Genomic DNA, 19,873 nt, shown 5'->3' with positions numbered 1-19,873 from the left:
CAGCTAATGCCATGGAGCGATCTCGAATAGATTTTGCTCAAGCTATGTGGCATCAAATAGGGTTTAATCTCTGTTTGAACTGAATAATTGGGTGTTTGCTTCGTCGATGGCGTGGTAAACACCGGATTAAATGAGAAAGTTTGCGTTATATCACGATAAATGTGAGATAAATCACTCTAATTACTTTATAGTGCTCGGCTGAAATAAGAATGTAGGCTGTCTGCTTAAGGAACCCGTAACAATGTCATTTTCCTCTCAAGGTTTTGCTCCTGAATTAGTCAAAGCGTTGACTGAGTGTGGTTATGAAAAACTCACTCCAATTCAACAAAAAGCGATTCCAATGGCTCGTAAAGGCCATGATATTTTTGCTACTGCTCAAACCGGTACGGGTAAAACAGCGGCATTCTCATTGCCTGTTATTCAGCACCTACTGAACAGCGGTAAAAAAGCATCTCGAGGAACGGCTCGCGGCCTTATTCTTGCTCCAACTCGTGAGCTTGCTGCGCAGATCGCTCAGAACATCAAAGACTACGTTAAATACACTGAACTAAGCGTTTCAGCGGTTTACGGTGGTAACAAGATGTCTTCACAAGTTCGTCAATTAGAACTGGGTGTGGATATTTTGGTTGCGACTCCAGGCCGTTTAGAAGAGCATTTAGAAGCGGGTAACGTGTCTATTGCTAACCTAGAATTCCTAGTATTTGATGAAGCCGACCGTATTCTAGATATGGGTTTCATCAATGCGGTTCGTAAGATCATGTTGGATGTAGAAACCTCTCCACAAATCATGATGTTCTCGGCGACAACATCGACTCAGTTGAACCAACTATCAGTAGATATTCTACGTAAACCAAAACGTATCAGTGTTGAACGTGAAAACTCGACGGCTGCAACCGTCGGTCACGTGGTTTACCCAGTCGATCAAGAGCGTAAAACAGAACTGCTTTCTGAGCTGATTGGTCGTAAAAACTGGCGCCAAGTGCTTGTGTTCGTGAACTACAAAGAAACAGCGAACGATGTGGTTAAAGAGCTTAAGCTAGACGGCATTAAAGCGGTATTGTGTCACGGTGATAAAGCGCAAAGTGCTCGTCGTCGTGCTCTAGACGATTTTAAAGAAGGTAAAGCGCGTGTAATGGTAGCAACAGACGTTGCGGCTCGTGGTCTTGATATCGAAGACTTACCACACGTAATCAACTACGACATGCCTTTCCTGGCAGAAGACTATGTTCACCGTATTGGCCGTACAGGTCGTGCTGGTAAGCAAGGTCACGCTGTGTCTTTCGTTAACCGCGAAGAAGAGCTGACTGTGGTTCAAGTTGAAAAACTGATTCAACAGCGCATTCGCCGTGTTGAGCAACCGGGTTACGAACCGAAGAAACGTGATGCTTACATTGAAAAGCTGAACACTAAGTCGGCTTACAAAAACCGCCAAGGTCGTAAAAACAACGCGAACGAAGAGCCTCAAGATCAAGCAAGCGCAGAACGTCGTTTGACTATGATGAAGCGAATTAAAAACCGTCGTAAGTAAATTTACGGTTGGTAATGAAAAAGAGCCACTGTATTGTGGCTCTTTTTCGTTGTGTCGCTAAATACAAGGTCGCTCCTTACAAAGACAATCAACAAGCAGAATACTCAAATAAAAATAAGTCGATAAGGTAATAATATGGATAGCGCGCTACTTTGGGCTTTTATTCCCACGTTTTTCTTTGTATCAATTACGCCCGGTATGTGTATGACCTTGGCGTTAACGCTAGGCATGAGCATCGGCTACAAGCGCACATTATGGATGATGGTCGGTGAACTGGCCGGTGTAGCGGTGGTTTCAGTGGCCGCAGTATTAGGTATCGCCTCTATCATGCTGAATTACCCATGGCTATTTACAGGCTTCAAGTTTGTGGGCGCAGGGTACTTGTTCTATTTAGGCATTCAGATGTGGCGTTCAAGAGGCAAACTGGCGATCAGTACTGATAATCAAGAAGCTCAAGTGAACAATGATTGGGACTTGGTGGTTCAAGGCTTTGTTACTGCGATTGCTAACCCGAAAGGCTGGGCGTTTATGATTTCTCTTCTTCCTCCTTTTATTAACAGCAGTAAAGATTTAGCGCCGCAGTTGTTGATTCTTGTGTCGATTATTCTTGTCTCTGAATTTGTTTGCATGACTCTTTACGCGACAGGCGGTAAGAGCCTTAAGCACATGCTCGGCAAGGCTGACAATGTGAAGTTGATGAATCGTATTGCTGGCACGCTGATGATGGGCGTTGGTGTTTGGTTGTTCGTGAGTTAACTGTGATTAAAGGTATTGCGATTAACGAGAACGAGTAGAAAGATCCCCGACTCAGTCGTTCCTCCTTCTCGAGGATGACGATGAGTTCGAGGGCTAGGACTCTTGTTTCAACCGAAGATTGATAGAATAGAAAAAGAGCGATAGGGCAGTTAGCCTTATCGCTCTTTTTGATTTTACTTAGCTAGCGAACAGAAACTAGATAGCAGTAAGATTGCTATCTAGCTAGATTTGCTTATTAAACCGCGATTTCACCTCCGTCTTCGCGGCGAATGACAACCGTTGATGCTCTTGGGCGAACGTTGCCTTGAGTTTGAGCCGTTGCATCGTTTGATGATGGCCAGTTTGCAGGGTGTTGAATGTTCACAAATAGTGATTTGAAGTCTGGACTGATGGTAAAGCCAGTCACTTCACATCCGTTTGGACCAACAAAGAAGCGCTTAAGCTGTGCTTGGTTGTTTGCATCAATCACCGCGCTGTTGCCTTTGTCGTCCATTAACTGAGATGGAACTACAGCCAGCATTTGGTCATTGGTATAACCAGTAACTTCATCTGCGCCGTTATCAGTTTGAATCCATAGGATGCCACGTGCATCAAACGCTAAGCCATCAGGACTCGCGAATTGGTTCATGTCTGTTAAGCCGGAGCGGTTGATAGACTTGTCTTCGACTGCAGGTGAACCGAATACAAAGATATCCCAATCGAATTCGCTCGCAGTTTTGCCTTCATCCCAACGAATAACATGACCAAACTTGTTGTTTACGCGAGGGTTCGCAGAGTTGGCTTCTTTGCGCTTGTTGTTGTTCGTTAGCGTTAGGTAGGCAGTACCTGTCATAGGGTCTACAGAGCACCATTCAGGGCGATCCATAGGCGTTGCGCCTACAAGGTCGGCTGCACCTGCGGTATTAACGATAAGTGCGGCTTGAGAGTCAAACGTATCACCTAGCTTGCCACCGTTGGTGGTTTTGCTGCTTAGTGTTAGCGGTAACCATGTACCCGAACCATCGTCGTTGAACTTAGCGACATAAAGCGTGCCTTTGTCCATGTACTTGTCGCCTGCGCTTAGGCGGTTGCTTGGCTCAGCGTCGCGCGGGTCCCATTTCGCTTCAGAAACAAATTTGTAGAGGTATTCGAAACGAGAATCGTGGCCAGAGTAGAATACGATCGGCTCGCCTTCAGTTAACTTACCAAATGTACAACCTTCATGACGGAAGCAGCCTAGAGCAGAACGCTTTTTCGCACGAGAGTTTGCTGTGTATGGGTCGATTTCAACAATGTAGCCGTGACCGTGTGCTTCGTTACGGTAATCGTCTATTGGTGAATCAGCGGTTGGTGTTACATCAAAGCGTGCGAACTCATCCAAGCGCTCTTGTTTGTCGCCAGAAAGCGTGTCCCAACCGTAACGTGTTTTATCAGTTGCAATGCCGATACGCTCTTGAGCTGGTGTCGTTGTACCTTTATTGACGAAGTAACCCGGCCAGTTCTCTTCACAAGTTAGGTAAGTGCCCCAAGGTGTGTAGCCGTTGCCACAGTTGTTTAATGTGCCGCGAGCTTGGCTGCCGTCTTGTGAGAATTTCGTTTTGGTAAACTCACTGTGAGCGACAGGGCCAGAAAGATCCATTACGGTCGAACCTGTGTAGCGGCGGTTAAGCGGATCGTTATCGACCATTACCCATTGGTTGCCTTCAAGCTTAACACGAACCACACTCACGCCGTGCGCGTTGATCTCTTTGCGTACTTCATCAATGTTAGGACGAGCGCCTTCATTGTATTTAGGACCATTAGCGTGCAGGGCTTTTTGGTCAATGTATTCGTGGTTGATCACCAACAAACCATCATTGCTGTTGTCATCAAGCGGGAAGAAGTGCATGCCATCGTGGTGCATTCCCAGTGCATTAGCTTGGTCTTGTGCGTTGTTTGTACCGTCTTTTAACCAAGCATTACCTTGCTTGTTAAGTGGCGTGCCCCAAGGAACGAGCACCTGTGCTGTGTAGCCTTTCGGTACGACAACACTGTCAGTCAATGAGCCTTTAACCGATTCAAACGCGAGAGTCGCGGTGCTTTTCTGCGCGCCCGTTGCTTGCATTGTAGCGGCGTTAGCTGTGCTGTGACCCGCTAAACCAAACGCGCCAAAAGCGGTCATTGCACTGATGCCTAAACCGCCTTTTAATACGTTTCTTCTTGAAAGGTTTGCATCTAGAACTTCTTCGAAGGGTTTGTTTTTACTCTTGTTAAAACGAGTGCTATCAAATGTTTCCTTGCTCATCGCGACTGCTTCCTATTGGCTGACTTTATTATTCGTTATTTATGACTTACCCGTGTACTAACGAATTGGTTAATAAGTTGGGTAAATGTGTGACCAATCGTGAAGCAGTTAAGTGACAGATTTTTATAGTTTTTATTAAGCTTTTGTTTCTGTAGCACGATTTTTGCCATAACACTTCTCATGCAAGACAAAACACTTGGGGATTGGGTTAGAACTGTGTATAAATGCTTAATCAAATGAAAAGAGAGACAGTTATGAAATTAGATAAAATCGAAAACAAAAATCGTCGCCTACGCAAAAAGCTATACCTAGGTGAATTTGCGATTCTGGGTTTTGAAGTAAGCTGCAAGACATCGATTGCTAATTTTGACCAATACGATGTGTTCATTGACGAGTTCATTGATTTCATTGACAGCATCGGCTTATGCTTTGGTGGCGGTGGCCTAGAGTTGTTTGAAGGTTTCTTATGTTCTATCGAGCGTTACCGCTCAGTAACTGAAGCAGAACAACTGCAAGTTGCACAATGGCTTGAAGCGCGTGCTGAAGTAACGAAAGTTGAAGTAAGCGAGCTTATTGACGCAAACTACGCGTTCTAAATTGATGTTGTGTTGTTAGCTTAATTTAAAGCCCAAATTCGGCTTTCGAAACGAGCAACAGTACGTCAGAACAGAGGCCGAATCGGTATGTCGATTCGGCCTTTTTGCATTCTCTTCCTTCCTTATTCTCTTTTTAATGTTTCTCTTTTGCTTTCCGAAGCGACTAATTTCGCTTAAATATCAGCGTTCTATAGCTACCTGTCTGGGTTGTAATAAGTTTGGATAAACTTGTGAGACTTTTATGAGATTTCAATGAAGTTGCTGATAGATTTGATCGCCATTCTTAGAGTCAACAACACCACAGTTCGTGGCTGACTAGATAACACGTATTTCAATGTTATTGATTCGCCGGTCACGAAAGGACTCGATAAAGGATGGAATCAAAATGAATAAACGTACTCAAATCAGCTTAGTAATCGGCTCAGCGATGTTCGCTTTTGGGGCTGTTCAAGCTCAAGCAGCCCAGCTTGAGGTGACTGTCACCAATGCCACAAAAGGGATCTACTTTACGCCAATCTTGGCAGCGGCTCATGATTCAAGCTTGTTCATGTTTAGAACGGGGGAGGCAGCTTCTGCTGAGTTGGAATCCATGGCGGAAGGTGGAGATATCTCGGGATTATCTGGTGTCATCGCCAATGCGGGTGGTGTCGTCGTTGAGAACCCAGCTAGCGGCATTCTTGACCCAGGTGTCGCGACCACATTCGATATTGATACTGGAGATCTGGCTTACTTGTCGCTCGGCGCAATGTTATTGCCAACCAATGATGGTTTTGTTGGATTAGACAGTTGGAAGATTCCAACTCAAGCTGGTACCTATAAAGCCACACTGAATGGCTACGATGCAGGTACTGAAGCCAATGATGAGTTGGCTAGTAGTATGCCAAATCCTCCCTTTATTACCTTTGGTGCTGGTGGTACAGGTGTAGAAAACGCTGTGTCTAACGCGAAGGTTCATATTCATCCGGGCAACATTGGTGATAGTGATGCTGCAGGCGGTATTAGTGACCTCGATAGCAGCAGCCATCGCTGGTTAAACCCTGTGGCAACCATCACGATCGTCGTGAAGTAAGGGGGATGTATGAAAGCTAGAATTTTATTTATCGCTGCTTCTGTCGCCGTATTGGCCGGTTGTCCTGATGATGACGATGATTACTACCGTTACGATGTGAGTGTTACCAACCTAACGCCCAACCAACCTATGTCGCCACTTGCAGTGCTGACGCACAACACCAGTTTTGACCTGTTTGAAATCGGCCAAAGTGCTTCTGTTGACCTTGAATACTTAGCTGAAGGTGGTAGTAATGCTGAACTCATCGCGCTCAGCGACAGCGACGCTAATGTTTATCAAGGCATCTCAGGCAATGGGCTGATTCTTTCCGGAGAACAAGACACGGTTTCTATTCGTGTCGACCCGAATCAAGAGGGGTATATCTCTGTTGCTTCAATGTTGGTGAACACCAATGATGCGTTTGTTGGTGAATCTGGTTTATCGCTGAAATCGTTAGCGGTAGGCGATACGTTTGTTATGAATATGAACGTGTGGGATTCAGGAACGGAACTCAACGACGAGCTTGCAGCAACGATTCCTGGGCCTGCTGGCGGTGGTGAGGGCTTTAACAGTGTTAGAAACGATACCGATGTCGTCAGCTTCCACTCTGGTGTCATCAGCCAAGATGATGGCCTAGCTACCTCTGCATTAAGTGGCAACCACCGTTTTCTTAACCCCGGTGCGCGAATCACTATTACTCGCACTGAGTAACTGGTTGAACACACGATGAAAGAATTCCTGCTCTGTTCCGGTCAATTGAAAGGTGGGCAGACTCCGAATAGAGCAGGGATAATGAACAGTGCTGCGGTAAATTTGATGGCAAACATATTGTTGGTTGAAGACGATGACGACTTGGCTGAGCTGGTGCAGATGCACCTCAAGTTCCAAGGACATGATGTTGTAAGAACTAACTCAATTGAAAAGGCTCAAGCGGTATATCAGGGAAGCCAGTTTGATTTGATCGTGCTTGATCGAGGCTTACCTGACGGCGATGGTCTCGATTTCTGTCGATTGTTACGTCAGCAAGAAGACTGGACGCCTGTTTTAATGCTTACAGCAAGAGATACTGAGCTAGATAAGGTGTCGGGCTTAGAAGCTGGGGTTGATGACTACATTACTAAGCCTTTTAGCGTGCTTGAGTTTCAAGCGCGCGTGAGGAACGTACTGCGTCGCTTAAGTCACTCTGAATCAGCAGTGAAAGATACACAATCAACCGAACCCGTCATGAGTTTTGGCGGGCTTACCATCCAACCTGATCGTCATCAGGTTTCATTGAACAATCAAGATGTCCCACTGACCGCAACCGAGTTTACGTTACTTCACTTTTTAGCCACCCGACCGGGACGTGTCTATAGCAAAGATGAGCTGCTCAACCACGTTTGGAATACCGATCATTCTGGTTATCACCACACGGTGTGTAGCACGGTTAACCGCTTGAGAACTAAGTTGGCCATGCCGAATAGCGACGATGGTTTCATTAAAACCGTTTGGGGTGTGGGTTATAAGTTCGAACCGAAAGTTTAGGGCTATGTGTCGCGTCCTAAGCTTAAGAGTCATCGAGGAGAGAACATGAGTTTCAAATCGCGTTTAGTGCTATTTACCAGTTTGTGGTTTCTGCTCGTGAGTGTGGTTATCGCCTACACCTATCATTGGCAAAAAGAGACCATAGAACAGAGAACTAAACAGAGCTTACACAAAGAGCTCGCGGTTCACATGCGCGATGATAACCCGCTAATGATTGGTACTGACTACAACCCCAAAGCCCTTAAATCCATATTTCATACCTTGATGTTGATTGGTCCCGATTTCGACATCTATTTTCTCGACAGTCAGGGCAATATCACGACACACGCCGCCCCAGAAGGCACAGTGTTGGCAAGCCAGATAGACTTAGCACCCATTAAACAATTCTTAAATGACGAGCCTTACCCGATTCTAGGTGAAGACCCGATCAATCCTGAATCTCGTAAGGTATTCTCTGTTGCTGCGATTGAAGAGTTGGGTTCTACGGTGGGGTATCTGTATGTGTTGATTGGCAGTAACCGCCATACAGTGATTGCCAATTCACAAGTCGATACACCTTATATAGCGCTAGCCGGGCTTATGCTGATCTCTATCCTAGGTTTTGCGATTGGCGCTTACCTGCTTGTGAAACGTAGCCTGTTGAACCCTATTGAAGAGGTCACCAACAAACTGCAGCAACAAGCAGAACAAGATTTCCGCCTTGACCCCAACTTTATTCACCAAGTGCCAGAGTTGGTGCCGATTGCACGCTCGTATCAGTTGATGGCGAAACACATTCAACAGCAGTTCTTACAGCTTGAGTATCAGTCTTCGCATCGTAGACAAAGCTTATTGCAGTTAAGCCATGATTTGAAAACACCATTGTCGAGTGTGTTGGGTTATTTAGAAACGTGGAAGATCCAAAACCCTCAATCAGATCCACTGATAGATGTGGCTTATCGCAATGGCAATAAATTGTCTGAACAACTTCACTCATTACTTGATAGTGCCAAACATGACAATCCTGTTCCTACCTATCAATACGTGTCGATAGATTTGAATGGGTTACTGAGTGAGTGCTTAGAAACGATTCAAAGCCAGTACCGCCATAAAGATGTCGAACTTAAGGTGAATATGCCTGATGGAGTAAAAGCAGCTGGTGACAGTGACTTGCTTGAAAGGTTGATTTTGAACTTATTAGATAATGCGTTGAGGCATAGTCCAAGTGGAACTGCGGTCTCACTGAGTGTTGATTTAGAGCCAGATTCGAAGCGGGTGAGAGTCGTGATTCACAATGAGGTGGAGCAGGAAGCACCGAATGGTTCGTTGGGAATAGGAACCAAGATCGCTCAGTCGATACTGATGTTGCATCACAGTGTGCTAGAAACAACAAAGGCAGAGAACTCATTTCAGCAAAGTTTTTATTTGCCTTCGATATAGCTCTTTCTGCCTTTGGTATTCGCTTGGCTGTTTTTGAATTGCAGCCAGCTAAAGATTAAGCAAGGTTACGCGTCTTTCTTCTCTTCGTTACCTTCATTCACTTTTGCGTAGAAGTGAAGCAACTCAGTTAACTCTTTAACCCAACCGAATGCATCTTTTGGTGCGTTCTTTAAGATCTTCTCTACTTTCTCGCAGTGCACTTCAATCGCAATAGCTTCTTCTAAGTTGAAAGAGATTGAATAGAAGTGCCAAAGTAGTAGGCGAGTCATACGTTCAATGTTTTGTTGTGAGTTGTCCGACTCAGAAAACGCTAGGTTTACTTCGCCAAGCGCAATCGCCGTCATTCGTAGCATCGCATCGAATTTTGCCGACTGCATGCGCTCTTCGCTGGTCACTTCTTCTTGTTCGAACGTGAACAATTCTGTCATTGCGTCTTCAGGAACAAGGCGATGGATCATTCTTAAACTAAATTCTTCTAGTTCATGGCGAGGCATGGTGATTAAACAATTTAAGGTGTAGTCGCGTTGCATGGTGTTCTCTTGAATCTGCAAAAAGGTCGGATAGTTTAATGGAGAAGCGAGCTTAGAAAAAGCAGATTTTAGATAAGCCTACCTTTGTAGGCTTATCTGGATGTCGCATACCTGAAAAGTCGCCATCGAATTGCTTGAAATGGTGAACATTAACAGCGCTACGCTTTGCTATGACTTGGCGGCTGATATTGCATGGATTGGTCGTTTCTCATGAAGATATTGCTCGCGACTAAGCTACCAATGCAAATAGAGCCAAGGGCAAGCCAAGTCATTGCATCTGGAACTTCGTTAAACAGTGGAATTGCCAATAGTGTTGCAACGGCAGGTGTCGCGCTTCCAAACGCAGCAGAACGCTCTGCCCCTAAGGTATTAACCGCATATAGGTAAGTGAATGCGGCAATTAAACCCGCTCCAACACCTTGTATTGCTGAATGAAGGGCAAGCTCAGCGAAAGGCCAGTGAGCGATAGGGCTATCCATTAGATGGCTAGGGAGCGTTCCTGTCAGGATTAGAAGCACTAAGAGCAAAGTTGAACAGAGAGAAATGAAACCCGCACTGACCAAAGCGTCTAAATTGGCAACACGAGCGGAGATGGTGAAGGTTGCCCACATCAAGCTCCCGCACAGAAACAGTAAGTGACCTTTGGTGTATTCAAAATTGAAGCTACTCAAACTGCTCCCCAAGAACAACACAATACCAAGTAACACCAAAGCTAGGCCAACGATTCGGTGGCGACTGAGTGGTTGCTTGAAAAAGAGCACCGCAATCCCGGTAACAAACAGAGGAAGCGTGCCGGGCACTAAAGCACTGCCGTGGGAAACTGGAACAAACTGCATGGCTGTACCTGCAACCAGTAGATAAGGCAGGCCACTACCGACGAACATACCTGCTAAGTAACGGTTAGGCACTGCTGTAATGGCACTACGCGCTTTCCACACTAAAGGTAATAATACCAAGGCGGGAATAAGGAAGCGTGTGAGTGCGATGTCTGCAGGCGTTAAAGCTGAATTCGCGCCGCCTTTAAGAGAAAGGAAAAAGCTCGCCCAGATGAGCAGAGTGACGGTAATTGAAAGATAGCCAAGATTCATAATAAACAATGAAAGTGAATGATGACTCATTATGAAGGAGAGCTCATGCCTCAAGTTGGCAAGTTTCGTTCTAACTTGACCAATCATTGATGATTTCTGCTAACATTCTTTCAATTATCAACGAATTTAACTAATGAATGGCTTTCGCTATGGACAGAATTGATAGGCATCTTCTCGAGTTGCTGCAAAAGGACGGTAGATTGACCACGGCAGAGTTAGCTGATGAAGTCGGCTTATCCCCGTCACCTTGTGCTAGACGTATCAAAAGGCTGGAAGAAAAAGGCATTATCGACGGTTACCGCGTGAGCTTATCTCGAGAGAAGGTGGGTGTGGCGATGAGTGTGTTTGTTGAGGTGAGCTTAAACAACCACCAAGAAGTGTCGATCGATAAGTTCGAAAGTGCGATTGTCGAGATGGAGGAGGTGATCAGCTGCCATGTTGTGTCTGGTGCTTATGATTATCTACTAGAAGTGGTTAGCCCGAATCTGATGGCTTATGAAGCGTTTACCAGAAAGCTTCAACGTCTCTCTAACGTTAAAGACATTCATACTCATCTCGCGATAAGACAAGTGAAAGGTAATGCGCCGCTTCCTGTTTATACCGATTAGGTAGAAGGAAAGGATGAGTGTTATCGAGTAGAGTGAGCTGAAAACGAAATGGTTTGATCTTTGGATAAGAATACTAAGCTGACCAAAGATCTTCCACAAAATGACAAACTCACGGCAATAAAAAACGGAGCACCTCGTGAAAGGTACTCCGTATATGATAGGTGCAAAACTTAGTGATACTTAAAGTGAGAGATTGAACAATCCCCAGTTTGTGCATTAATTCTGAATGAAAAAGCATGTGAATGGTAATCCACACCATCATTCCAAATTGTTTCTCCAAATATCTTACATAGCTCTAGCTCACTTACTGAACCGAACTCTTCCATGTGTTTAGCTACAGATAAAAGTTTACCTCTTATCTCTGCAGTCCATTCCGTGTTACTCAAGCAGTTGAAAGCCATAGTTTTTTGCATATTACCTAGCCAAAATGTTTCTTGTTATTAAGTTATATGAAGATTCATGATAACAATTTTCTGGCGTTTGTAAATCTATTTTGTGATGAATATCTCACATACTCGCTTGCATTGATTGGAAATTGAACTTTATTGTTGATAGTTAGCACATTAGTTTCACAACTTATTGATAAAGCTTTGATTAACGATTTAGGGGAGTGTTTTGGTTAGAACGCTAGTTCGTTATCACAATAAATCCAGTCGCAAAGCAGTGAAAGTAGGGTTTGGATTTTAGTTTGGCACATCATTTTGCGACGACTTTGAGTGGCGTGCTTCATCTATCATAGTGGCCTCTTGACGATACTTTGATGACAGCTGGCGGAATTTTTCGCTGAGTGTATGGAGATCTTTAGAAAGTGATTGTGAGCTTGCCACATGCACCTGTGCGCTTTCTGATTGGCTCGGAAGCTTGGCTTTTGTGCAATGCTTAGCGACAGCCTGCCATGAACGAGTAAGCGACTGAGCCCCTTCAAGTTCTGTAGATACAACGTATGCCTGCTTGAGTAAAACTTCAGACACATCATAAGCGGTATTCATGTGGCTTTTGAGCTGCACATTAAACCTTTCTTCGTACTTTGCCCAAAGCTCAATGATCTGTGTTTCGGTGAAGTGTTTAGAGAGTAGGGTCTGGGAATCATAGGTGGAGAGAACTTGGTTAAATTCTTTGGTGTATTGATTGTAACGCCCTTCAAATGCCAATTGGCGATCCAACAGTATTTGCCAGTTTTCACGATCACAATGGCTTGCGAACGCGAGATTAGCACTTAAAGGTACACTCACAATTATAACCTTTACCCAAAAACGCATGACTTTCCTCTATTTACCTTGTTCTCATTAGAGAGTATAGATGAGTGACAGCATGAGTTGATGTACACTTGAACCATACCTAAAACGGAAGAGCTGGTGGATTTGATGAAAAAAGCGCTGATCGCTTTACTTGTGTTGTTAGTACTGGGCGGAGGAGGAGCTGCGTATTACTTCTTCGTTATGAAAGAAGACCCAACACCACCAGAAAAAATTGAAGAGCCCGTTACAGAAGTAGCTCCACAGTCTGACGCAGACTTAGAACCGATCATGGAACTTAAACCTGAGCCAGAACAGACAGAGTTTTACGTTCAGGATAGAAAGCTAGAAGTGGTAGAACAGCCTGAAGTTGATGGCTTGATAACCGATTACCTCTACAAAGGCGAAAAAGTCGAAATATTAGAGAAGCAGGGTGATTGGGCTCGTATCTCAGATTACATCGTCTTAAAAGAAGGGGGACCACAGACTGCTGAATGGGTTTCAATGTCTGGCTTATCTAACGATGAAGTGATTATTTCTGAGAAAGAAAACAAAGAGATATTGGATTCTTACTTGGTTAAATCCGACGACCTTAAGATCCATCAAGAGAAGTTTCGTAATACGGTCGCGAAGCTGATCTCTGAAGGCGAATGTGCGCCAAGTGATTTCGAAGAATTAGGCGGTTGGGTGAAATCGGTGAAATACAGTGACCGAGATGTCTATTTTATCTATTGCGGTGGCTTATCTCTTGAAAATAAAATTTATTTAGATGTAAATACAAATGAAATATTTACTAAGTAAGATCCACTCCGTTATCAATATTAGATGTATTAATAGCGATTGACCTTTCTATTTATTGATTTAGACCGAAAGATCTACACGCGTAAGATCGTCGGCAGCGTCAGATGTGTATAAGAGACAGGTATTAATAGCGATTGACCTTTCTATTTATTGATTTAGACCGAAAGCCTACTCTCTGTGAGAGTGGGCTTTTTTATTGCTCATATGTTTTTATCACCTAATCAAACAGTTAGTTACTATGAATTTAGGCATTAAATTATATTGAACTCGATATAGGTTAGCTTCGATAGATTTATTAATAAGAAATAATGGTCTGATTATTATTTGCACCGTCAATTGTTTAATTTTTCAATGTTGCATTATTCTTGAAATAAGTTAGGGAACATCATTTTATTTATGATAAACAATGGTTTATCGGCTTGATGATATAATTGAAATTAAATAAAGTCACGTAATATCAGTAATTTATCGCCGTTTACATGCTCATAACATTTCATGGGTTTTGAGATGCAAGTCAAGTTTTGAGTCATAACATCAAAATATTTTGTATTTGTAATAATACTTTTTGATTTTGAGATGTAGGGTTTAATTAAAGCAAAATGTAAAGTTTAATTATCAAATAAGACATTATCTTATTAACACCATTGTTATTTAATTGCTTGTAAGGGATGGAACCATTAATGAAAAAGCTTGCTTTAATTACAGGGTCAAAAGGCGGTATCGGATCAGCAATATCTTCGAAATTAGTCGCGGATGGATATCGTGTGATCGCGACCTATTTTACTGGGAATTATCAATGTGCATTAGATTGGTTTAATGAAAAACAATTCACTGAAGATCAAGTGAGACTGTTTGAATTAGATGTCACTAACACCGCTGAATGTGCACTGAGCTTAAGCAAGTTGTTGGAAGAAGAAGGCACGGTTGATGTGTTGGTAAACAATGCAGGTATTACGCGTGACAGCGTCTTTAAAAAGATGGATGCGGAAGCATGGAAAGAAGTGATTGAGACTAACCTCAACAGTCTTTTCAATGTAACACAGCCTTTGTTTGCGCCTATGTGCGAAAAGGGCAACTGCCGAGTCATCAACATTTCTTCAGTGAACGGTCTTAAAGGTCAATTCGGGCAAACTAATTACTCGGCGGCTAAAGCGGGAATGATTGGTTTCTCTAAAGCCTTGGCAGCAGAAGGCGCTCGTAGCGGCGTAACAGTGAACGTGATTGCGCCTGGCTACACGGCAACACCTATGGTTGAGCAAATGAAGCCTGAAGTCCTTGATTCAATCAAGAACCAAATCCCAATGAAACGCTTGGCTACACCTGTTGAGATTGCAGATGCCGTGGGCTTTTTAGCGAGTGATTCCGGTGCGTATATTACAGGCGAGACTCTGTCTGTGAACGGCGGCTTGTACATGCACTAATCGGTGAACTTCAAGGGAATGGAATGATGGAAAAAGTATTTATTGTTGCAGCAAAGCGTACACCGATTGGCGCGTTTACAGGTTCGCTAAAGAACGTGTCAGCAGGCGAATTAGCTGGGGTCGCGATTAAAGGTGCACTAGAGACTGCAGACCTTCCGCTAGATGCGGTTGATGAAGTGATCGTCGGTAACGTGATTTCTGCTGGGCAAGGCATGGGTGTTGCGCGTCAAGCTTCAATCTACGCAGGGCTTGCAGAAGAAACACCAGCGTACGGCGTCAACATGATTTGTGGCAGTGGCATGAAGTCAGTCATGGATGCGGCGGCGCACATTAAGGCGCAAGACGCTGAAGTGGTGGTTGCTGCCGGTGTCGAAGTGATGTCTCAAATCCCTTTTGTGGTTCCGCCAAGTATTCGTAACGGACACAAGATGGGCGACATTTCGATGAAAGATCTGTTGGTAGGTGATGGTTTAACGGATGCGTTTAACAACTACCACATGGGCATGACGGCTGAAAACATCGCGAACGCGTTGAACATTTCACGCCTTGCTCAAGATAACTATGCGCTAGAGAGTCAACAGAAAGCGGTCGCGGCAATCGAGGCAGGCAAATTCACCGAGCAAATCGTGCCAGTTGAAGTGAAGCAGCGCAGACAAACAGTGACTTTTGATACCGATGAGTATCCGAAGTCTGACGCAACATTCGAAGGCCTACAAAAGCTTCGTCCGGCATTCGACCGTGAAGGAACCGTAACGGCGGGCAACGCTTCAGGTATCAATGACGGCGCGAGCGCAATTATCTTGGCATCAGAGAGTGCAGTCTCGAAATACGGGCTAACACCACTGGTTGAACTAAGCAGCTATGCACAATCCGGCTTAGACCCAAAAATCATGGGCTTAGGTCCTGTGGAAGCGGTATCAAAAGCGCTCGACAAAGCTGAGCTTACGCTTGAAGAGATCGATTTGTTTGAACTGAATGAAGCCTTTGCAGCACAAGCGCTTGGTGTGATGTATCAGCTTTCTGAGCAACACGACCTGCCTCTAGAGGCGTTCAAACCTAAGGTCAATGTGAATGGTGGAGCGATCGCGCTAGGCCATCCTCTGGGAGCTTCAGGCAATCGAATCATTGTTTCACTTATCCATGAGATGCTCGAACAAAAGACAACTTATGGTGTTGCTTCACTCTGTGTGGGTGGAGGAATGGGAACCGCTGTTTTGCTTAAAGGTATTGAAGGCTAAACCCGACTTGCCTGTGGCAGCTTAACAATTTATCGAAGTCGCTTATCTCACTGGTGAGCCTTCGTAGAAAGACATTACCTAAACTTGTATTACTAAACTATGTATTCATCAGGAGTTACTTATGTACACGGATATTTTCAAAACAATTACTGACCAAACTGAAAAGCAATTTGAACCGTACTTCAAGTTCAACAAGTTGGTTGCAAAGAACGTCCAAACAATGACGGAACTGCAAATGAATGCGATGCAGACTTACACGGACATGGGTCTTGCACAAATGAAAGCAGTAAGCGAAATCAAAGATGTAAACAGCTTAACTGCATTCAACAGCCAACAGCTAGCAGCGCTAACTCAACTGTCTCAACAAATGATGAGTGATAGCTCTAAGCTTCAAGCAGTGGCTAAAGAATTCAAAGAAGATGTTGAAACATTAACAACTGAAAACTTGAAAACAGTTACACCTGCATAAATTTAATCGCCATCGAGTTAGCGCAGTGTTTACTGTGAGGCTCGGTGGCGATTTTCCGATTATTGGAGTCATGTTATGTTTCAACACTTCTTTTCGGACTACCTTGTTAAACTTCAACAAACAAACCAGCAATGGTGGGATAACTTTGAACAAAACAAGGAAGCCGCGCAATCTCCCCTCAATCAAGCGATGCAAGAACTGAATTTTGATGACGCATCAAAAATCTTCGAGCAAGCCGCTAACCAACCCGCTGTTCTTCTTCAGCTACAATCCCAGTGGTGGGAACAGCAACTCAAGATCTGGCAAAATGCCGCGTTGATGGGCAACACCGAGAGTGTGATAGCCGAAGATCGTAGCGACAAGCGCTTTATTGACGAGGCGTGGAAAAACGACCCGTTTTACAGCTTTATCAAGCAATCCTATTTGTTATTTAGCAAAAGCTACATCGATACCATCAACTCTATCGAAGGCATCGACGAGAAAACCAAAGAGCGAGTAGCGTTCTTTTCTCGTCAGGCCATCAATGCTCTCTCTCCAAGCAACTTCATTGCGACTAACCCAGAGCTGATGAAACTGACGCTTGAGCGAAATGGTGAAAACCTGCTTGATGGGTTAGAGCAACTACAAGCAGACGTTGAAGCGAGTGCTGATATCCTCAAGATCCGTATGACCAACAATAATGCCTTCCGTTTAGGTGTTGATGTTGCAAATACTGAAGGTGATGTTGTTTTCCAAAACGACCTGTTCGAGCTTATTCAATACTATCCAAAGACACCTCAGGTGAATGCGACGCCTTTGTTGATCGTTCCGCCGTTCATCAATAAGTACTACATTCTTGACCTTCGTGAGAAGAACTCGATGGTGCGCTGGTTGCTTGAGCAAGGACACAGCGTGTTCATGATGTCTTGGCGTAATCCGGGCGAAGCACAGAAAGACCAAGAATTCGGTGACTATGTCACGGAAGGTGTAGTGAAAGCGGTCGCGGCGATTGAAGACATTACAGGTAAAGAGCAGATCAATGCGGCGGGTTACTGTATCGGCGGCACGGTATTGGCGTCTACGGTTGCTTACTATGCGGCGAAACGCATGAAGAAGCGCATCAAAACCGCGACTTTCTTTACCACTTTGTTAGATTTCTCGCAGCCGGGTGAGGTTGGTGCGTATATCAACGAAACGATCATTAACGCGATTGAGAAACAGAACGACGCCAAAGGTTATATGGACGGTCGCTCGTTGAGCGTGACGTTCAGTTTGCTTCGTGAAAACAGTTTGTACTGGAACTACTACATTGATAACTACCTAAAAGGCAGCAGCCCAATGGAGTTTGACTTGTTGTACTGGAATAGTGACAGCACCAACGTGGCTGCGAAATGCCATAACTTCTTGCTGCGTGAGCTCTACCTTGAGAACAAACTCGTACAAGACAAAGGCGTGAAAGTAGGTGGTGTTTGGATTGATTTGAATAAGATCAAAATACCGAGCTACTTCATCTCAGCCAAAGAAGACCATATTGCCTTATGGCAGGGGACTTACCGTGGTGCATTGAACACAGGTGGCAACAAAACTTTTGTGTTGGGTGAATCAGGTCATATTGCAGGTATTGTTAATCATCCAGACAAGAAGAAATATGGGTTCTGGTTGAATGACAATCTTGATGATTCTGCTGATGAGTGGCTATCAAATGCGAGCCATAACGAAGGTTCATGGTGGACACACTGGGATCAGTGGTTACAGGGCTTTGAGACTGACGAGAAAATCGAACCTTTCAATCAAGGTTCTGAGCTTAACCCTGTGATTGGCAAGGCACCGGGTAACTATGTAAAACAGGTGCTGCCGATTGTTGATCAAGAAACGGTCGATAAAGAGCCTGCTGACACAGAAGCTCCGAAAAACGAAGCCTAGGTTTTGTTATATAAGGCTTTCTTTATATTAGCTGCGATGTCGCTTTACTAAGGTTTCATCATCCCCCGAGCAATAAACAGAAACGCCAGATAATAAAAAAGCCACTGAATTCAGTGGCTTTTTAGTGTCAACTTATCTCAAGCATAACTGGAAAAAGTTAACGCAATCTCGATTCTTAATCGATTTCTTTGTCTTTACCCATAGATAAAATCCAAAGAGATACGGCTGCAACACCTGCGAAGCCGCCCAGAATGATAACTGGCATAGCGCTGTAACCTAGGATGTGCCAAATTACGCTTTCTAAAGTACTCATTCAATCGCTCCTTATTGCCAGCCTTCAACGCCGTGCATGTCTGGTAGTTTGTGTGCAATACCTTTGTGACAGTCTACACACGTTTTCTCACCAGAAGCTAGCGCTGTCGAGTGTTGTTTCGCACTACGAGGGCTCTGCTCTGAGAAGTCCATGTAATCGAATTGGTGACAGTTACGACACTCAAGTGAATCGTTCTTTTTCAATCGAGCCCATTCACGCTCTGCTAAGTGGTGACGACGCTCTTTGAATTTCTCAGGCGTATCAATCGTCTTAGAAATAAAGTGCGCATATAGCTCTTTTGATGCTTGAACTTTACGAACGATTTTATCAGTCCACTCATGCGGTACGTGACAGTCTGAACAGATTGCACGAACGCCTGAACGGTTAGAGTAGTGAATCGTCTCTTGGATCTCTTCAACAATAGGTGCGTGACAGCCAGAACAGAATTCTTCTGTGTTGGTTGCTTCCATACCCGTGTTAAATGCACCCCAGAACAAAAGACCGCCCGAGAAACCCAAGAATAAAACAACGCCTACCGCTGCTTTACTTGGTGTCGCGAGTCTTTTCCAAAACGCTTTAAGTAATTTTATCATGTATAGCCTCTCTTACAGTCCGGCTACGATTAACGCAGTGAATCTACAGGTTTGAACTCATTCTCAACTAGTGGTTTTGCATTAGCTTGAGGAACGTGACACTGCAGACAGAAGTAACGACGAGGTGACACATCAGCAAGAACGGCGTCTTCACGGTTCATGTAGTGAGTTACACTCACCTTAGTTGCACCCATTTCTTTCGCATTTTTCCAGCTGTGGCAAGACAGACATTTGTTTGCGTTTAAAGAAACTTCGTAGCTACGAATTGTGTGAGGTACCAATGGTGGTTGGTATACGTAATCGCTCTCTAGTACTTGGTCGCGTGGGAACTTTTTAAAGTCGTCCGCTGCGCGAGTTGCTTCTAGTTCACTTGCACCACGTAGAGATTCTACGCCACCAATGCCGCCTGGGTTATCCAGCTCAGCTTCAGCTTGAACTGCACCAGCTAGTAAAAGACCAGCTGATAGTAGGGCAGTAATCAGTTTTTTCATGTTAATTTCTCCGCCTAAAGGCTAATTCTTTGAGAGGACTACTTTTTTCA

Annotated in this window: 21 protein-coding genes; 13 read left to right on the top strand and 8 right to left on the bottom strand. The window is 44.3% G+C overall.

The window, feature by feature from the left end; genetic code table 11:
* The first annotated feature begins 241 nt into the window (after nt 1-241).
* Together FLM53_RS20875 and FLM53_RS20870 are read left to right on the top strand one after the other, a co-directional pair.
* Nucleotides 242-1,528, top strand: a complete 1,287-nt coding sequence (locus FLM53_RS20875) for a DEAD/DEAH box helicase (RefSeq protein ID WP_017631840.1) — start codon at nt 242-244, stop codon at nt 1,526-1,528.
* Between the two features lie 135 nt (nt 1,529-1,663).
* Entirely contained in the window at nt 1,664-2,284 is a 621-nt protein-coding gene (locus FLM53_RS20870) for a LysE family translocator (protein WP_176679580.1), read from the top strand.
* Between the two features lie 235 nt (nt 2,285-2,519).
* On the opposite strand, the gene FLM53_RS20865 is transcribed toward FLM53_RS20870, so the two are convergent.
* Nucleotides 2,520-4,547, bottom strand: a complete 2,028-nt coding sequence (locus tag FLM53_RS20865; RefSeq protein WP_176679581.1) for a PhoX family phosphatase — start codon at nt 4,545-4,547, stop codon at nt 2,520-2,522.
* A 254-nt stretch (nt 4,548-4,801) separates the two neighbouring features.
* Here FLM53_RS20865 and FLM53_RS20860 point away from each other — a divergent pair, with 254 nt between their 5' ends.
* The 5 genes from FLM53_RS20860 (at nt 4,802) to FLM53_RS20840 (ending at nt 9,134) form a co-directional block, all read left to right on the top strand.
* On the top strand, nt 4,802-5,143 hold the full coding sequence (locus tag FLM53_RS20860) for a YggL family protein (RefSeq protein WP_176679582.1): 342 nt from the start codon (nt 4,802-4,804) through the stop codon (nt 5,141-5,143).
* Nucleotides 5,144-5,528: 385 nt separating this feature from the next.
* Nucleotides 5,529-6,212 carry a spondin domain-containing protein gene (locus FLM53_RS20855; RefSeq protein ID WP_176679583.1) on the top strand — a complete coding sequence of 228 codons (684 nt, stop codon included), beginning with the start codon at nt 5,529-5,531 and terminating at the stop codon, nt 6,210-6,212.
* A 9-nt stretch (nt 6,213-6,221) separates the two neighbouring features.
* Nucleotides 6,222-6,902 (top strand): spondin domain-containing protein, encoded by a 681-nt coding sequence (locus tag FLM53_RS20850; protein WP_176679584.1) that lies wholly within the window; start codon nt 6,222-6,224, stop codon nt 6,900-6,902.
* An 81-nt stretch (nt 6,903-6,983) separates the two neighbouring features.
* The gene (locus tag FLM53_RS20845; protein WP_176679585.1) at nt 6,984-7,715 is read left to right on the top strand and encodes a response regulator transcription factor; all 732 of its coding nucleotides are present in this window, start codon (nt 6,984-6,986) and stop codon (nt 7,713-7,715) included.
* A 45-nt stretch (nt 7,716-7,760) separates the two neighbouring features.
* The gene (locus FLM53_RS20840; protein ID WP_176679586.1) at nt 7,761-9,134 is read left to right on the top strand and encodes a HAMP domain-containing sensor histidine kinase; all 1,374 of its coding nucleotides are present in this window, start codon (nt 7,761-7,763) and stop codon (nt 9,132-9,134) included.
* A 65-nt stretch (nt 9,135-9,199) separates the two neighbouring features.
* On the opposite strand, the gene FLM53_RS20835 is transcribed toward FLM53_RS20840, so the two are convergent.
* Nucleotides 9,200-9,664: a hypothetical protein gene (locus tag FLM53_RS20835; RefSeq protein ID WP_008219313.1), complete on the bottom strand. Its 465-nt coding sequence runs from the start codon at nt 9,662-9,664 to the stop codon at nt 9,200-9,202.
* Between the two features lie 158 nt (nt 9,665-9,822).
* A complete protein-coding gene (locus tag FLM53_RS20830; RefSeq protein WP_176679587.1) occupies nt 9,823-10,752 on the bottom strand; it encodes a DMT family transporter in 930 nt (309 codons plus the stop codon).
* 149 nt (nt 10,753-10,901) lie between these two features.
* On the opposite strand from FLM53_RS20830, the gene FLM53_RS20825 reads away from it, so the two are divergent.
* The gene (locus FLM53_RS20825; protein ID WP_176679588.1) at nt 10,902-11,360 is read left to right on the top strand and encodes an Lrp/AsnC family transcriptional regulator; all 459 of its coding nucleotides are present in this window, start codon (nt 10,902-10,904) and stop codon (nt 11,358-11,360) included.
* A gap of 170 nt (nt 11,361-11,530) precedes the next feature.
* Here the strand turns inward: FLM53_RS20825 and FLM53_RS20820 are convergent, their stop codons facing one another.
* Nucleotides 11,531-11,773, bottom strand: a complete 243-nt coding sequence (locus FLM53_RS20820) for a hypothetical protein (RefSeq protein ID WP_146490726.1) — start codon at nt 11,771-11,773, stop codon at nt 11,531-11,533.
* A gap of 270 nt (nt 11,774-12,043) precedes the next feature.
* Complete coding sequence (locus FLM53_RS20815; RefSeq protein WP_176679589.1) at nt 12,044-12,619, bottom strand: hypothetical protein; 576 nt, start codon at nt 12,617-12,619, stop codon at nt 12,044-12,046.
* 96 nt (nt 12,620-12,715) lie between these two features.
* On the opposite strand from FLM53_RS20815, the gene FLM53_RS20810 reads away from it, so the two are divergent.
* The 5 genes from FLM53_RS20810 to phaC all read left to right on the top strand — a co-directional run bounded on the left by FLM53_RS20810 (nt 12,716) and on the right by phaC (nt 18,426).
* Entirely contained in the window at nt 12,716-13,396 is a 681-nt protein-coding gene (locus tag FLM53_RS20810) for an SH3 domain-containing protein (RefSeq protein WP_176679590.1), read from the top strand.
* Nucleotides 13,397-14,076: 680 nt separating this feature from the next.
* The gene (locus tag FLM53_RS20805; RefSeq protein WP_048606360.1) at nt 14,077-14,817 is read left to right on the top strand and encodes an SDR family oxidoreductase; all 741 of its coding nucleotides are present in this window, start codon (nt 14,077-14,079) and stop codon (nt 14,815-14,817) included.
* A 26-nt stretch (nt 14,818-14,843) separates the two neighbouring features.
* Complete coding sequence (locus tag FLM53_RS20800; RefSeq protein WP_176679591.1) at nt 14,844-16,055, top strand: acetyl-CoA C-acetyltransferase; 1,212 nt, start codon at nt 14,844-14,846, stop codon at nt 16,053-16,055.
* Between the two features lie 121 nt (nt 16,056-16,176).
* Nucleotides 16,177-16,524: a phasin family protein gene (locus tag FLM53_RS20795; RefSeq protein ID WP_132764780.1), complete on the top strand. Its 348-nt coding sequence runs from the start codon at nt 16,177-16,179 to the stop codon at nt 16,522-16,524.
* A 75-nt stretch (nt 16,525-16,599) separates the two neighbouring features.
* Nucleotides 16,600-18,426, top strand: coding sequence for a class I poly(R)-hydroxyalkanoic acid synthase (phaC, locus tag FLM53_RS20790; protein ID WP_176679592.1), 1,827 nt, complete (start codon nt 16,600-16,602; stop codon nt 18,424-18,426).
* Nucleotides 18,427-18,601: 175 nt separating this feature from the next.
* Here phaC and FLM53_RS20785 read toward each other — a convergent pair whose 3' ends face one another.
* From FLM53_RS20785 to FLM53_RS20775, 3 genes are read right to left on the bottom strand one after another with little or no spacing between them, the layout of a single operon-like run.
* Nucleotides 18,602-18,739 (bottom strand): TIGR02808 family protein, encoded by a 138-nt coding sequence (locus FLM53_RS20785; protein WP_010430103.1) that lies wholly within the window; start codon nt 18,737-18,739, stop codon nt 18,602-18,604.
* 11 nt (nt 18,740-18,750) lie between these two features.
* The gene (locus FLM53_RS20780; RefSeq protein WP_170964248.1) at nt 18,751-19,332 is read right to left on the bottom strand and encodes a NapC/NirT family cytochrome c; all 582 of its coding nucleotides are present in this window, start codon (nt 19,330-19,332) and stop codon (nt 18,751-18,753) included.
* A gap of 29 nt (nt 19,333-19,361) precedes the next feature.
* Nucleotides 19,362-19,823 carry a nitrate reductase cytochrome c-type subunit gene (locus tag FLM53_RS20775; protein WP_017062614.1) on the bottom strand — a complete coding sequence of 154 codons (462 nt, stop codon included), beginning with the start codon at nt 19,821-19,823 and terminating at the stop codon, nt 19,362-19,364.
* Between the last annotated feature and the right edge of the window lie 50 nt (nt 19,824-19,873).

The sequence above is a fragment of the Vibrio sp. Scap24 genome, assembly GCF_013394185.1.
Lineage (GTDB): Bacteria > Pseudomonadota > Gammaproteobacteria > Enterobacterales > Vibrionaceae > Vibrio > Vibrio pomeroyi.
Note: the sequence above shows the minus strand (reverse complement) of the source record. Positions and strands in the feature narration are given on the sequence as shown.

Bases quoted from the DNA above. Each gene is read 5' to 3' on its own strand.
- FLM53_RS20875 (WP_017631840.1), top strand. From the start codon at position 242: ATGTCATTTTCCTCTCAAGGTTTTGCTCCTGAATTAGTCAAAGCGTTG.
- FLM53_RS20870 (WP_176679580.1), top strand. From the start codon at position 1,664: ATGGATAGCGCGCTACTTTGGGCTTTTATTCCCACGTTTTTCTTTGTA.
- FLM53_RS20865 (WP_176679581.1), bottom strand. From the start codon at position 4,547: ATGAGCAAGGAAACATTTGATAGCACTCGTTTTAACAAGAGTAAAAAC.
- FLM53_RS20860 (WP_176679582.1), top strand. From the start codon at position 4,802: ATGAAATTAGATAAAATCGAAAACAAAAATCGTCGCCTACGCAAAAAG.
- FLM53_RS20855 (WP_176679583.1), top strand. From the start codon at position 5,529: ATGAATAAACGTACTCAAATCAGCTTAGTAATCGGCTCAGCGATGTTC.
- FLM53_RS20850 (WP_176679584.1), top strand. From the start codon at position 6,222: ATGAAAGCTAGAATTTTATTTATCGCTGCTTCTGTCGCCGTATTGGCC.
- FLM53_RS20845 (WP_176679585.1), top strand. From the start codon at position 6,984: ATGAACAGTGCTGCGGTAAATTTGATGGCAAACATATTGTTGGTTGAA.
- FLM53_RS20840 (WP_176679586.1), top strand. From the start codon at position 7,761: ATGAGTTTCAAATCGCGTTTAGTGCTATTTACCAGTTTGTGGTTTCTG.
- FLM53_RS20835 (WP_008219313.1), bottom strand. From the start codon at position 9,664: ATGCAACGCGACTACACCTTAAATTGTTTAATCACCATGCCTCGCCAT.
- FLM53_RS20830 (WP_176679587.1), bottom strand. From the start codon at position 10,752: ATGAATCTTGGCTATCTTTCAATTACCGTCACTCTGCTCATCTGGGCG.
- FLM53_RS20825 (WP_176679588.1), top strand. From the start codon at position 10,902: ATGGACAGAATTGATAGGCATCTTCTCGAGTTGCTGCAAAAGGACGGT.
- FLM53_RS20820 (WP_146490726.1), bottom strand. From the start codon at position 11,773: ATGCAAAAAACTATGGCTTTCAACTGCTTGAGTAACACGGAATGGACT.
- FLM53_RS20815 (WP_176679589.1), bottom strand. From the start codon at position 12,619: ATGCGTTTTTGGGTAAAGGTTATAATTGTGAGTGTACCTTTAAGTGCT.
- FLM53_RS20805 (WP_048606360.1), top strand. From the start codon at position 14,077: ATGAAAAAGCTTGCTTTAATTACAGGGTCAAAAGGCGGTATCGGATCA.
- FLM53_RS20800 (WP_176679591.1), top strand. From the start codon at position 14,844: ATGGAAAAAGTATTTATTGTTGCAGCAAAGCGTACACCGATTGGCGCG.
- FLM53_RS20795 (WP_132764780.1), top strand. From the start codon at position 16,177: ATGTACACGGATATTTTCAAAACAATTACTGACCAAACTGAAAAGCAA.
- phaC (WP_176679592.1), top strand. From the start codon at position 16,600: ATGTTTCAACACTTCTTTTCGGACTACCTTGTTAAACTTCAACAAACA.
- FLM53_RS20785 (WP_010430103.1), bottom strand. From the start codon at position 18,739: ATGAGTACTTTAGAAAGCGTAATTTGGCACATCCTAGGTTACAGCGCT.
- FLM53_RS20780 (WP_170964248.1), bottom strand. From the start codon at position 19,332: ATGATAAAATTACTTAAAGCGTTTTGGAAAAGACTCGCGACACCAAGT.
- FLM53_RS20775 (WP_017062614.1), bottom strand. From the start codon at position 19,823: ATGAAAAAACTGATTACTGCCCTACTATCAGCTGGTCTTTTACTAGCT.